The organism is Streptomyces sp. NPDC007164, from assembly GCF_040634135.1.
Classification (GTDB): Bacteria; Actinomycetota; Actinomycetes; order Streptomycetales; family Streptomycetaceae; genus Streptomyces; species Streptomyces sanglieri.
Genome location: NZ_JBEYFB010000002.1, coordinates 415,718 through 427,160, shown reverse-complemented (window position 1 = coordinate 427,160; position 11,443 = coordinate 415,718). Strand labels below are relative to the sequence as shown.

Here is an 11,443-nt window from a genome sequence, read left to right as displayed (position 1 = left end):
CCGTCCGTCGTCGCCTGCCGTGTCCGTCTCACGCACCGTGGCCTGTCCGTCGTCGCCTGCCGTGTCCGTCTCACGCACCGTGGCCTGTCCGTCGTCGCCTGCCGTGTCCGTCTCACGCACCGTGGCCTGTCCGTCGTCGCCCGCCACGTCCGCCTCACGCACCATCGTTCGCCCCGCCCTCCAGTACGAGCACCAGCGCGGTCATCACGACATGGCCCGTGTTCCCCGTACTCACCCGCACCCGGTGCGGCCCGGCCGGCAGCCCGGCGAGGCGTGCCGCGTAACGGCCCCCGCCCAGGTTGCTCAGCGTCCGCGCCGGTCCGCCCTCGGCCGCCGCGAAGACGGCCACCCGGTCGTGACCCCGTACATCCGGCGGGACCGTGGCCCGCAGCCCGTACACCTCGCCCTCGGTGATCACGTCCGGGGCGTCCACCACCAGCGGGATGTCCGCCCCCTCCGCGCCCCGGTGGACCGGCAGGTCCGGGGTGAGCCAGTTGAACAGGGCCTGGCGCAGCGCCGTGTTGTTCTGGAGCGAGCCGTGCTTCTCCCAGGGCGTGTACGCGGGCCGCCCCGTCGCCCCCACATGGGCGCTGGAGAGCCTGGGCACGCGGCCGTCGCCGCCCTCGTCGGCCCCGTCGATCGTGAGCAGTCCGGTCAGCTGCTCGCCCCGGACCTCGGCGGTGGTCGGGGTCGGCTGGCGTACCCCGCTGACCGGTACGTACTCCACTCCGTACGCCGCCCCCGCCCCGGATCCCCGCAGCGCCTCGTGGAAGCGGGCGGCGTCCTCGATCAGTGCCGTGTCGGTCCCGGGCAGGCCAGTCACCTCACGGGCGTACCGCAGCGGCTCGCCCGGCGCGGTGATCAGCGCGGCGTAGTCGGGGACGAGCTGGTGGAGGGAGGGAAGGCCGCGGGCGAACGCGGTGAGCCCGATACCGGCTGGCCCCACCCCGTTGACCAGGTGGAGGAGGGCGTCCAGGGAGCCCCGGTACGGGGTTCCGAGCGTGATCACGCGGCGCGTCACCTCCGCGCCGCCGCACCGCTCCACGTACTGGCGGGCGACCAGGCCGCCCATCGAGTGGCAGATGAAGACGACTCGGGCCTCGGCCCGCTCCGGCGCCGAGGCCCGCCAGCGGCCGAGCTCCTCGTCCACCCGCTCGGCCAGCCGGTCCGCGTTGTAGCGGCAGGACAGCCGCCAGTCGTAGGCGAAGTCGATCAGGTTGGCGGGGGCGGCCGCCTCGTCCTGCTCGCCTCGCCGCCGGAGCGTGAAGTTGTTCTCCAGCCACTCCAGGAAGCCGTCGTATCCGTCCACGAGCGTCCCGATGCCGAGGAGCCCGTGCAGGTCGCGCATCGGACCGAGCGGGCGCACACCGTCGCCGGGGTGCTCGTCGCCCAGGTCCGGGGGGAGTGCGAGGCCCTTGACGGACCGGCCGAACGTACGGATCCCGCGCAGGAGGGCCCGGCCCGAGAGGCCCCAGACCTCGTGCCCGTCCGCGTCCGCCAGCCGGCTGCCGAGAATGCCCGGGACGACGACCACCAGGTCGTCCACCGAGCTGCGAGAAGCCATGTGGTGCCGTACCCCCATGAAATGTGCGCTGCGTTGAGTAGCAGCGTAATTACGCTACGGCCACCGTGAGGGCCGTACGGGGGAATTCGGCCTCCTCTCGCCACCCGCGCGAAAGGCCCCGGAGAAGCGGCCGAAGCGCCCCGGGGCCTTTCGCGGCCGGAACTACGGCAGCGCCAGCATCCGCTCCAGCGCGAGCTTGGCGTATTTCTCCGTCTCCGGGTCGACCTCGATCCGGTTGATCAGCTTGCCCTCGGCCAGCGACTCCAGCGCCCAGACCAGGTGCGGCAGGTCGATCCGGTTCATCGTCGAGCAGAAGCAGACCGTCTTGTCTAGGAAGACGATCTCCTTGTCCTCGGCCGCGAACCGGTTCGCCAGCCGGCGCACCAGGTTCAGCTCGGTGCCGATCGCCCACTTCGAGCCGGCCGGGGCCGCCTCCAGGGCCTTGATGATGTACTCCGTCGAGCCGACGTAGTCCGCCGCCGCCACGACCTCGTGCTTGCACTCGGGGTGCACCAGTACATTGACGCCCGGTATCCGCTCGCGGACGTCGTTGACGGACTCCACCGAGAAGCGGCCGTGCACCGAGCAGTGCCCGCGCCACAGGATCATCTTCGCGTTCCGCAGCTCCTCGGCGGTCAGGCCGCCGTTCGGCTTGTGCGGGTTGTAGAGGACGCAGTCCTCCAGCGACATCCCCAGGTCCCGGACCGCGGTGTTCCGGCCCAGGTGCTGGTCGGGCAGGAAGAGGATCTTCTCGCCCTGCTCGAAGGCCCACTCCAGTGCCCGCTCGGCGTTGGACGAGGTGCAGATCGTGCCGCCGTGCCTGCCGGTGAACGCCTTGATGTCGGCGGAGGAGTTCATGTACGAGACGGGCACGACCTGCTCGGCGACCCCGGCCTCGGTCAGCACGTCCCAGCACTCGGCGACCTGCTCGGCGGTGGCCATGTCGGCCATGGAACAGCCCGCGGCCAGGTCCGGCAGCACGACCTTCTGGTCGTCGGTGGTCAGGATGTCCGCCGACTCGGCCATGAAGTGCACGCCGCAGAAGACGATGTACTCGGCCTCCGGGCGGCCGGCCGCGTCCCGGGCGAGCTTGAACGAGTCGCCCGTGACGTCCGCGAACTGGATGACCTCGTCGCGCTGGTAGTGGTGGCCGAGGACGAACACCTTGTCCCCGAGCTTCTCCTTGGCCGCGCGGGCGCGCTCCACCAGGTCCGGGTCGGACGGGGAGGGCAGGTCGCCGGGGCACTCGACGCCGCGCTCGCTCCTCGGGTCGGCCTCACGGCCGAGCAGGAGCAGGGCGAGGGGCGTCGGCTGGACGTCGAGATCCTGGACGGGGTGGGCCGTGGTCACGTCACGCACCCTTTCTTCTCTGCTGAAGGCCTCTGCGAAGAGCTTCCGCGAAGCCTTTTCGTCTAATTGACGCTATCTATCATATCCGGTTCACGTCACTTTGACGACGGCCATAGTGTCGATGTGACGCATCCCCCCGGCCGACCGGTGTGCGAGCATGAATGGAACAGGCAAGCGCTCGGCCCGGAATGAATCCGCGGTCCCGACGGTTGCAACGTCGGCAAGCAGTCTCCGTACAACCCGGGAGAGAAGCAGATGTCCGTATCGGACGAGACCACCACCGTGAGCGACGGCATCCTCCTGTCCGACGCCGCCGCAGCCAAGGTCAAGGGCCTGCTGGAGCAGGAAGGCCGTGACGACCTGGCGCTGCGCGTCGCCGTCCAGCCCGGCGGCTGCTCGGGCCTGCGCTACCAGCTCTTCTTCGACGAGCGTTCGCTCGACGGCGACGTCGTGAAGGACTTCGACGGCGTCAAGGTCGTCACCGACCGGATGAGTGCCCCGTACCTGGGTGGCGCCTCCATCGACTTCGTCGACACCATCGAGAAGCAGGGCTTCACGATCGACAACCCCAACGCCACGGGCTCCTGCGCCTGCGGCGACTCCTTCAACTGAGCCCTGAAGGCCTTGAAGGCGGCTGAGCCCTGAAGGCGGCGCGTACGCCTGAGCGCCACGCGGAACGGCACGACGAAGGCGGCGGTCCCGGAATCCGGGACCGCCGCCTTCGTCGTGTCCGAGCCGTGCCCGGGGGCCGGTGCTCAGTCGCGGGGCACGTCGCCGCCCGACACCGCGTCGATCACGGTCCGGTCGCCGAGCGGCGCGTCGAGTGTCACCGTCCGGGTCAGCTCCTTGGCGATCATGATGCAGACCTTCTTCCCGGGCTGCTTCGCCTCCGTCACCTTCACGGTCACCCGCTCGGGGGTCTCGGTCGCGCTCGCGGTGTACGTGCTGCACACCCCGCCCCAGAACGTCACCGACAGGGTCCGTCCGTCGGCGCTGTACGACAGCAGCTGCCGCTGGGACTTCTCCGCGTTGCCCGGGGGCGTCGGAGCCGGCGTGGGGGCGGTCGTCACCGGCGCGCTCTTCGCCAGGTACGAGGGGGCCACGGCGACCTGCGTCACCGTGGTGCCCCGGCCGCCGGCGGGCGGCCGCACCGAGAAGAGCCAGGACGGTACGAGCGTCTGCTTGCCCGCCACGTACTGCACCGCCAGGCCGAACGCCGCCTTGTCGACCGTCACGGTCGTCGTCGGCCGCTCCGCCCCGGTCCGCGCCCCGCAGCGGGCCTTCGGCGATTCCAGCCTTCCGTCCAGCGGTACGGGGGAGGCGCAGCCACCGATGTCCGCGCGGGCCCCCTTGCGGGCCGCGGGGCCGTTCAACTGCTCCAGCGCCTCGGCCGCGCCGATCACCGGATAGCTGTCGCCCTTCTCCAGGCCCTTCAACTGACCGCTGCCGCCGACCACTTCACCGTCCGGACCCACCTGGATCCCGGTCGACCAGCCGTATGTGGGCAGGCCGTCCACCTTCGGGTCGGCGTTCACCACCCGTACCGCACCCATGAGTTGGCCCGAATCCAGCGTGGCGTCGGGCTGCCCCGCCGCCTTCAGGACCGGTGCCGCGGCGGCCCTGGCGGCGCCCTCGCCCACCGGGGAGCCGGTGCCGCCCGGTGCCGCGTTCCCGTCCGAACAGACCGCGCCCTTCCGGCAGTTGTCCGTGCCGCCGGAGCCGTACCGGGTGAAGCTCCAGGTGCCCGGAGCCTGCTTGTTCACCCGTAGGACCGGGCCCGAGCCGTCCCCGTCGGACCCCACCTTCCAGTATGTGCCCTCGGCCTGCGGTGTGCCCGCCAGCTTCAGCGCCTTCGCCAGCCGGGCCACCTCGGCCGCCGAGACGGTACCCGCCGGGCGGTGCACCGCGGCCGTGCGCGGCCCCTCGGGCAGCTTGCCGGACGCCCGGTAGACCACCCGGCCGCCGCTCGGGTCGGGCTCGCCCGGCGCGATGCCCCGCGAGGGCGCCTCCGGCGCCGTGGGCGCTCCCGAGTGCTGCCCCAGGGCCAGTGGGGGAGGGGTGCGCCGCCCGCCGTCGTCCGCGCCGCTGCCGGACCTGCCCCCGCCGTCGGCCGCGGTCGCGGCCCAGTACGCGCCACCGCCGCCGGCCAGCAGTACGGCTGCCGCCACCGAAGCCACGGCGAGCGGCGAACGCCGCCGGGGGCCGGTCACATCGTTGTCGGGTCGCTCGGTGCTCACCGGATCGCTCCTTCGCCTGCCTGGCCGTCACATGCCGTCGCCCGGCCTGTCGTCCGTCCCCGGACGGGGACGACGGTGGGACGGAGCAGCGGCGCGCACGGTTCCCTCGCGGGGCTCAGGCGCGATCGGTGCGGGTCCGAGGACTGTCCCGCGATCCGCTCGGCGGGCGCGTCCCCGGCCGCCTCTCAGTCGCCGTAGTCGGACATGGCGTCGACCAGCCGGGCGGAGGCGGCGGGCACGGTGACCCCGTGAATCCGGGACGGCGCCACCGGAACGGGGGCAGACTTCGGACGGGCCACCCAGTGCGGAGCCATCCGCGCGCAGTCACCGCGCAGCTCGGCCAGGCTGATCTCGGACTCGCGCGTGGCGATGTGGTTCGACATATCCGCACCGTAGGCACCGAAGACCCTGGGAAGAAAGCCCTACTATCGGGTAGTTTTTCCCCTTCATGGCGGGTCCGGGGAACCGGTAGCGTGAACTGTCACGCCGCCCCGGGAACACAGTCACCCGTTCCCCCCGATCTCCGCAGGAGCAGTCTCCCCGTGCGAATCGCAGTCACCGGCTCCATCGCCACCGATCACCTCATGACCTTCCCCGGCCGTTTCGCCGACCAGCTGGTCGCGGATCAGCTGCACACGGTCTCGCTCTCCTTCCTGGTCGACAACCTCGACGTGCGCCGGGGCGGTGTCGCCGCCAACATCTGCTTCGGCATGGGCCTGCTGGGCACGGAGCCGATCCTGGTCGGCGCCGCCGGCGCCGACTTCGACGAGTACCGCGCCTGGCTCGACCGCCACGGCGTCGACACCGGTTCGGTCCGGATCTCAGAGGTCCTGCACACCGCCCGCTTCGTCTGCACGACGGATGCCGACCACAACCAGATCGGTTCCTTCTACACCGGTGCGATGAGCGAGGCCCGGCTCATCGAGCTGAAGGCCGTCGCCGACCGGGTCGGCGGCCTCGACCTGGTCTCGATCGGCGCCGACGACCCCGAGGGGATGCTCCGCCACACCGAGGAGTGCCGCTCCCGGGGCATCCCGTTCGCCGCGGACTTCTCGCAGCAGATCGCCCGGATGGACGGCGACGAGATCCGGATCCTCCTGGAGGGCGCCACCTACCTCTTCTCCAACGAGTACGAGAAGGGGCTCATCGAGTCCAAGACCGGCTGGAGCGACGAGGAGATCCTGGCCAGGGTCGGCCACCGGGTCACCACCCTCGGCGCCCGCGGCGTCCGTATCGAGCGGGCCGGCCAGGACCCGATCGAGGTCGGCTGCCCGGAGGAGGAGGCCAAGGCCGACCCGACCGGCGTCGGCGACGCCTTCCGGGCCGGTTTCCTCTCCGGCCTCGTCTGGGGCGTCGGCCTGGAGCGCGCCGCCCAGGTCGGCTGCATGCTGGCCACCCTGGTCATCGAGACGGTCGGCACCCAGGAGTACACCCTGCGCCGCGCCCACTTCATGGACCGCTTCACCAAGGCGTACGGCCATGACGCCGCCGCCGAGGTGCGCACCCACCTCTCGTAGTCAGGACAGCCGGCGGACCACATGGGCCGAGCCGCGGTCCGCCGGCTCCTCACCCACGTACTCCTGCTCGCGCATCGCGCACCACGCCGGGATGTCCAGCCGCGCCGCCTCGTCGTCGGAGAGCACGGTCACCGTCCCACCCACCGGTACGTCCCCGATCACCTTCGCGAGCTCGATCACCGGGACCGGGCAGCGCTTCCCGAGCGTGTCGACCACCAGTGACCCGGCCGGGGCGGTCCCCCGGGGCGCCCCGACGGGCGCGCCCAGCCGCTCCCGCACCTCCGCCACCACCCGGGGCAGCACCTCCAGGAAACGGTCGACGTCCTGTTCGGCGGTGCCGTTCGGCAGCGACACCCGTACGTTCCCCTCCGACAGCACTCCCATGGCCCTGAGCACATGGCTGGGTGTCAGCGTGCTGCTGGTGCAGGACGAACCGGACGATACGGAGAAACCCGCCCGGTCCAGCTCGTGCAGCAGCGTCTCCCCGTCGACATAGAGACAGGAGAAGGTCACCAGGTGCGGCAGCCGCCGCACCGGATCGCCGACCACCTCCACATCGGGCACCAGCTCCGGCACCGCGGCCCTGATCCGGTCCACCAGGGCCCGCAGCCGTACGGACTCGGCCGCGGCCTCGGCCCGCACCGCCCGCAGCGACGCCGCTGCCGCGACGATCGCCGGAAGGTTCTCGAACCCCGCCGCCCGCCCCGACTCCCGCTCGTCGGCCGGACCTTGGACGGCGAACCGCACCCCCTTGCGCACCGCCAGCAGCCCGACGCCGGGCGGCCCGCCCCATTTGTGGGCGCTGCCCGTCAGCAGCGACCAGCCCTCCGGCACCGGCTCCCGGCCCAGCGACTGCGCGGCGTCCACCAGCAGCGGCACCCCGGCCGCCCGGCAGACCTCCGCGACCCCGGCCACCGGCTGCTCGGTGCCGACCTCGTGGTTGGCGGACTGCAGACAGGCCAGCGCGGTGTCCTCGCGCAGCACCGCCGCGTACGCCGCCGCGCTCACCGCCCCCGACCGGTCCACCGGGACCTCGGAGACCGACCCGCCCTGCGCCTCATGGGTGGCGGCCGAATGGAGCACCGACGAATGTTCGACCGAGGAGACCACCAGATGGCGGCCGACACGCCGACGTCCCGCGAGAGCTCCGGAAATTCCCGAGTGAACCGCCAGGGTCCCCGAAGGGGTGAATGTGAGCTCGTCCGGACGGCACCCGACAGCCTCGGCGGCGGCCTCCCGGGCGGCGTCCAGGAGCAGCCGGGCCCGCCGCCCCTCCCGGTACAGCCGGGCCGGATCGGCCCAGCCCTCATCCAGTGCGGCAAGCAGCGCCTGGCGTGCGACGGGGTGCAGGGGGGCGGCGGAAGCGGTGTCGAAGTAGGGCACGCGGCCACGCTAGCCCGAGCAGGCCCGGTCCGGGGACGGGCCACCCGCAGGGCCGGGAGAGGGGGCGTCAGATGGCGGTCCCAGGCCCGTGTTCCACCCCTTCGGGGAGTCGGACGGCGCGTTGGGCACCCTCCCCGCGCGACCCCAAATAGCGTCCAGTAGGGTTTGGTCCGCATAAACATCCAAACCCCTGCCCGCGTCAGGGCGGCGACCGACCAGAGAGACGGCCGCGCCGACCGCGCGGGCGAGACTCTCGGGAAGGCGCTACGTGAGTCCCAACGGCTCCGACCGCTCGTCGCGGCGCCCGATGCGGCGGAAGCTGCCGCAGGTGCTGACTGCGGGCCTGATCCTGGCGACCGCAACCGGTTGCACATACAAGGACTTCCCCCGCCTTGGTATGCCCACGCCGGTAACAGAAGAGGCACCACGGATCCTTTCCCTCTGGCAGGGCTCGTGGGCGGCAGCGCTCGCCACGGGCGTGCTGGTCTGGGGCCTGATCCTGTGGAGCGTCATCTTCCACCGGCGCAGCCGCACCAAGGTCGAGGTTCCTCCGCAGACCAGGTACAACATGCCCATCGAGGCGCTGTACACCGTGGTTCCTCTGATCATCGTCTCGGTGTTGTTCTACTTCACCGCGCGCGATGAATCGAAGCTCCTCTCGCTCTCCCCGAAGCCGGCCCACACCATCAACGTGGTCGGCTACCAGTGGAGCTGGGGCTTCAACTACATCGAGAACGTGGACGGCTCGGCCACCACGGGCAACGAGATCCCCAAGGAGCTCGACGCCATCCCTGACCGGTTCCAGAAGGACTTCCCCAAGGGGGCTGAAGGCGTCTACGACTTCGGCGTCCCGGGAACCCGGAACCCGCAGAACGGCAACCCGGGTCCGACCCTGTGGCTGCCGAAGGGCGAGAAGGTCCGTTTCGTTCTGACTTCGCGTGACGTCATCCACTCCTTCTGGGTGGTGCCGTTCCTCATGAAGCAGGACGTTTTCCCGGGCCACACCAACGCCTTCGAGGTGACTCCCAACCAGGAGGGCACCTTCATGGGCAAGTGCGCCGAGCTCTGCGGCGTCGACCACTCCCGGATGCTCTTCAACGTCAAGGTCGTCTCCCCGGAGCGCTACCAGGCGCACCTGGAGGAGCTGGCGAAGAAGGGCCAGAAGGGCTACGTGCCGGCCGGCATCGAGCAGACTGACCCGGCCAGGAATGCGGAGACGAACAAACTGTGAGCATTCTCAACGAATCTCAGGGTGCCGCGGCAGCAGACGACTCGTACGAGGACGAGCTGCCGGTCCGGCGCAAGCAGCCGGGAAACGTCGTCATCAAGTGGCTGACCACCACTGACCACAAGACGATCGGCACGATGTACCTGGTCACATCGTTCGCGTTCTTCTGCATCGGCGGTCTGATGGCGCTCTTCATGCGCGCCGAACTGGCCCGTCCCGGCACGCAGATCATGTCGAACGAGCAGTTCAACCAGGCGTTCACGATGCACGGCACGATCATGCTGCTGATGTTCGCGACGCCGCTGTTCGCCGGATTCGCGAACTGGATCATGCCGCTGCAGATCGGCGCGCCCGACGTGGCGTTCCCGCGGCTGAACATGTTCGCCTACTGGCTGTACCTCTTCGGCTCGATCATCGCGGTGGCCGGCTTCCTCACCCCGCAGGGTGCGGCGGACTTCGGCTGGTTCGCCTACTCCCCGCTCTCGGACGCGGTCCGGTCGCCGGGTGTCGGCGCCGACATGTGGATCATGGGTCTGGCCTTCTCCGGCTTCGGCACGATCCTCGGTTCGGTCAACTTCATCACCACGATCATCTGCATGCGCGCGCCCGGCATGACGATGTTCCGCATGCCGATCTTCGTCTGGAACGTCCTGCTGACCGGTGTGCTGGTCCTGCTGGCCTTCCCGGTGCTCGCCGCCGCGCTCTTCGCGCTGGAGGCGGACCGTAAATTCGGTGCGCATGTCTTCGACGCGGCCAATGGCGGCGCATTGCTCTGGCAACACCTCTTCTGGTTCTTCGGCCATCCAGAGGTGTACATCATTGCCCTGCCATTCTTCGGAATCGTTTCCGAAGTGATCCCGGTGTTCAGCCGGAAGCCGATGTTCGGCTACATCGGCCTGATCAGCGCGACGATCGCCATCGCGGGTCTCTCGGTGACCGTGTGGGCGCACCACATGTATGTGACGGGCGGCGTGCTCTTGCCGTTCTTCTCGTTCATGACATTCCTCATCGCGGTACCGACCGGTGTGAAGTTCTTCAACTGGATCGGCACGATGTGGAAGGGGTCGTTGTCCTTCGAGACACCGATGCTCTGGGCCGTCGGATTCCTGATCACCTTCACCTTCGGTGGTCTGACCGGCGTGATCCTGGCATCGCCCCCGATGGACTTCCACGTCTCGGACTCGTACTTCGTCGTCGCGCACTTCCACTACGTCGTCTTCGGCACCGTGGTCTTCGCGATGTTCTCCGGATTCCACTTCTGGTGGCCGAAGTTCACCGGCAAGATGCTGGACGAGCGGCTCGGCAAGATCACGTTCTGGACGCTGTTCGTGGGCTTCCACGGCACGTTCCTGGTGCAGCACTGGCTGGGTGCCGAGGGTATGCCGCGTCGTTACGCGGACTACCTTGCGGCGGACGGCTTCACCGCGCTGAACACGATCTCGACGATCTCCTCGTTCCTGCTCGGCCTGTCGATGCTGCCGTTCTTCTACAACGTGTGGAAGACCGCCAAGTACGGCAAGAAGGTCGAGGTCGACGACCCGTGGGGCTACGGCCGTTCGCTGGAGTGGGCGACCTCCTGCCCGCCGCCGCGGCACAACTTCCTCACCCTGCCGCGGATCCGTTCCGAATCCCCGGCGTTCGACCTGCATCACCCGGAGATCTCGGCGCTCGAACAGCTGGAGCACCACTCCGAGGATGACAAGGCCCTCGCTGGTGGCAAGGAGGCCGGCAAGTGAAGATCCAGGGCAAGATGTTCATCTGGCTCAGTGTTTTCATCCTCGCCATGGCCGTCACGTACGGCGTGTGGTCGAAGGAGCCGGCCGGTACCACCGCGCTCGTCCTGGGCTTCGGGCTGAGCGTCATGATCGGCTTCTACCTGGCCTTCACGGCCCGGCGGGTCGACGCCATGGCGCAGGACAACAAGGAAGCCGATGTCGCGGACGAGGCCGGCGAGGTGGGGTTCTTCTCCCCGCACAGCTGGCAGCCGCTCTCGCTGGCGGTCGGCGGTGCCCTGGCCTTCCTGGGCATCGTCTTCGGCTGGTGGCTGCTCTACTTCTCGGCCCCGGTCATCCTGATCGGTCTGTTCGGCTGGGTCTTCGAGTACTACCGCGGTGAGAACCGCACCCAGTGACACGGCGTCACCGCTCCACCTGACGGGGGGCCC

At 69.9% G+C, this 11,443-nt stretch carries 10 protein-coding genes; 5 read left to right on the top strand and 5 right to left on the bottom strand.

The window, feature by feature from the left end:
• Nucleotides 1-154: 154 nt before the first annotated feature.
• Together ABZ622_RS06425 and nadA are read right to left on the bottom strand one after the other, a co-directional pair.
• Nucleotides 155-1,564 carry a hypothetical protein gene (locus ABZ622_RS06425; RefSeq protein WP_360540946.1) on the bottom strand — a complete coding sequence of 470 codons (1,410 nt, stop codon included), beginning with the start codon at nt 1,562-1,564 and terminating at the stop codon, nt 155-157.
• A gap of 162 nt (nt 1,565-1,726) precedes the next feature.
• Nucleotides 1,727-2,923 carry a quinolinate synthase NadA gene (nadA, locus tag ABZ622_RS06420; protein WP_360540944.1) on the bottom strand — a complete coding sequence of 399 codons (1,197 nt, stop codon included), beginning with the start codon at nt 2,921-2,923 and terminating at the stop codon, nt 1,727-1,729.
• Nucleotides 2,924-3,169: 246 nt separating this feature from the next.
• On the opposite strand from nadA, the gene ABZ622_RS06415 reads away from it, so the two are divergent.
• Entirely contained in the window at nt 3,170-3,526 is a 357-nt protein-coding gene (locus ABZ622_RS06415) for an iron-sulfur cluster assembly accessory protein (protein ID WP_072483280.1), read from the top strand.
• A gap of 143 nt (nt 3,527-3,669) precedes the next feature.
• Here ABZ622_RS06415 and ABZ622_RS06410 read toward each other — a convergent pair whose 3' ends face one another.
• Nucleotides 3,670-5,151 carry a hypothetical protein gene (locus ABZ622_RS06410; protein WP_360540942.1) on the bottom strand — a complete coding sequence of 494 codons (1,482 nt, stop codon included), beginning with the start codon at nt 5,149-5,151 and terminating at the stop codon, nt 3,670-3,672.
• A 185-nt stretch (nt 5,152-5,336) separates the two neighbouring features.
• Complete coding sequence (locus ABZ622_RS06405; RefSeq protein WP_360540941.1) at nt 5,337-5,534, bottom strand: hypothetical protein; 198 nt, start codon at nt 5,532-5,534, stop codon at nt 5,337-5,339.
• Between the two features lie 159 nt (nt 5,535-5,693).
• Between ABZ622_RS06405 and ABZ622_RS06400 the strand changes: the two genes are divergently transcribed.
• Nucleotides 5,694-6,668, top strand: coding sequence for a carbohydrate kinase family protein (locus ABZ622_RS06400; protein ID WP_360540939.1), 975 nt, complete (start codon nt 5,694-5,696; stop codon nt 6,666-6,668).
• Here the strand turns inward: ABZ622_RS06400 and ABZ622_RS06395 are convergent, their stop codons facing one another.
• The gene (locus ABZ622_RS06395) at nt 6,669-8,051 is read right to left on the bottom strand and encodes an aminotransferase class V-fold PLP-dependent enzyme (RefSeq protein WP_360540937.1); all 1,383 of its coding nucleotides are present in this window, start codon (nt 8,049-8,051) and stop codon (nt 6,669-6,671) included.
• Between the two features lie 268 nt (nt 8,052-8,319).
• On the opposite strand from ABZ622_RS06395, the gene coxB reads away from it, so the two are divergent.
• From coxB to ABZ622_RS06380, 3 genes are read left to right on the top strand one after another with little or no spacing between them, the layout of a single operon-like run.
• Complete coding sequence (coxB, locus tag ABZ622_RS06390) at nt 8,320-9,282, top strand: cytochrome c oxidase subunit II (RefSeq protein WP_360540935.1); 963 nt, start codon at nt 8,320-8,322, stop codon at nt 9,280-9,282.
• The gene (ctaD, locus tag ABZ622_RS06385) at nt 9,279-11,015 is read left to right on the top strand and encodes a cytochrome c oxidase subunit I (RefSeq protein ID WP_360540933.1); all 1,737 of its coding nucleotides are present in this window, start codon (nt 9,279-9,281) and stop codon (nt 11,013-11,015) included. Before coxB ends, ctaD begins: the two co-directional genes overlap by 4 nt.
• Nucleotides 11,012-11,410 carry a cytochrome c oxidase subunit 4 gene (locus ABZ622_RS06380; RefSeq protein WP_360540931.1) on the top strand — a complete coding sequence of 133 codons (399 nt, stop codon included), beginning with the start codon at nt 11,012-11,014 and terminating at the stop codon, nt 11,408-11,410. The genes ctaD and ABZ622_RS06380 overlap by 4 nt, the downstream gene beginning before the upstream one ends.
• Nucleotides 11,411-11,443: the final 33 nt, after the last annotated feature.